Annotated in this window: 1 protein-coding gene; it reads left to right on the top strand. The window is 35.2% G+C overall.

The features are described from left to right. Nucleotides 1-522: 522 nt before the first annotated feature. A partial coding sequence (gene ltrA, locus BN2409_RS00160; protein ID WP_053954682.1) for a group II intron reverse transcriptase/maturase occupies nt 523-1,784 on the top strand: 1,262 nt, incomplete at its 3' end.

The raw sequence follows: 1,784 nt of genomic DNA, 5'->3' as shown, positions 1-1,784 counted from the left end.
TTGTAGACAGCGTGCCCAGCGAAGCTGTAATTTACTTGCTGATGAAAGTTCAGTCTAGGTAATTGCCAAGAAGCCTAGTAGCTATAAGACCAGTGCTATCAGAGATGGTAATACTGAAGCGTCTTGAAAATGTGCTCTAGTAGTGCTAGCAAAGATGCAGACCGTAACATAAAGTGAATCCTGCAGCACTGTTATCTCAACCCGTTAGGGAGAAAAGAGGAAGACGAGTCTCTTGTCTTAAGATGAAGTCCATGGAATGTGTGAAGAACTTGGATTACAGCACAGAAGAATCCTCTGGTGTATGGGGAGCGGTATGTATCGAAAGTAAATTATGGAACTGGGGAGACCCTACTTTACACAGCGATAGCTGTAAAGCAGATGCATATAAGCCGATAGGTGAAATTACATTCTAGTAGGGAGGGAGTCGGAGGGGAACATAGTACCAAATATGGAATGGACAACAAAACCATTCTTAGGAAAGGTTCCCTACTTTGTTCACGTTTTCTGAGGAGGTAAGAGTGAGTGAATGTCCAAAAGACTAACGACACCATAGATAAAGTTCGACAACTTCAAAGGAAACTATACCAATCAGCCAAGAGTAATAAAAGCAGAAGGTTTCATGCTTTATACGATAAGATATATAGAAAAGATGTACTTGAGAAGGCATGGAAACAAGTCAAAACTAATAAAGGAAGTGCAGGAGTAGATGAACAAACTATAGCAGACATTGAAGATATTGGGGTAGAAAAGATATTAGAGGAAATACAAATTCAAATATCAAAAGGAACATATAATCCACCACCAGTATTAAGAAAAGAAATTCCGAAGGATAATGGAAAGGTAAGACCTCTAGGAATTCCCACAGTAAAAGATAGAATAATACAAACAGCAACAAAGATAGTGATAGAACCTGTTTTTGAAGCTAATTTCAAGGAATGTTCTTATGGATTTAGACCTAAGAAAAATCAGCATCAAGCACTTGATAAAATAAGGCGAGCTTGTAATAACAAAGGAATGTGGGTGTTAGATGCAGATATATCAGGATACTTTGATAATATAAATCATATGAAATTATTACTGCTAGTTGAAAGACGAATAAGTGATAGGAGAGTAATTAAGCTTATACGAAAATGGCTAGAAGCAGGAGTAATGAAGGATGGGATAGTTGTTCAAAGTGAACTGGGAAGTCCTCAAGGAGGTGTGATATCTCCATTACTAGCAAATATTTACTTAGATTACCTAGATACGGTATGGGAGAAACATTACAAGCATTTAGGTAAACTAATTAGATTTTGTGATGACTTTGTAGTTGTTTGCAAGAACTATAAAGATGTAAAACATACACATAAAGCTATAAGCCTTATAATGCAAAGATTAGAATTGAATCTAAATAAAAGCAAGACGAAAATTATATCTTTATGGGAAGGAAAAGAAGGTTTTGATTTTCTAGGGTTTCATAATCGTAAGGTTAAGACAAAGACTATAGATGGTAGAATCTACTATACACTTATCCAGTGGATTAGTAATCAATCAATAAAGAAAATATATGACAAAGTTAAGAAGACTCTAGATAGGAAAACCCTATATGTCTCTAGTAAAGAAATGGTTAAGACATTAAATCGAAAGATTATAGGATGGCGAAACTATTATGGATTGTCACCATTCAATAAACTGGTGAAGATTGATAAATATATAAGAAAGCGGCTAGTCATTTGGTTTAACAACAAAAGACAGGCACGAAAGAGAAAAGAATTTTATGAAATAGTAAGTCGATTTAATGATAT

Origin of the sequence: Inediibacterium massiliense (assembly GCF_001282725.1) — a bacterium.
In the GTDB taxonomy this organism is placed as follows: Bacteria; Bacillota; Clostridia; order Peptostreptococcales; family Thermotaleaceae; genus Anaerophilus; species Anaerophilus massiliensis.
Note: the sequence above shows the minus strand (reverse complement) of the source record. Positions and strands in the feature narration are given on the sequence as shown.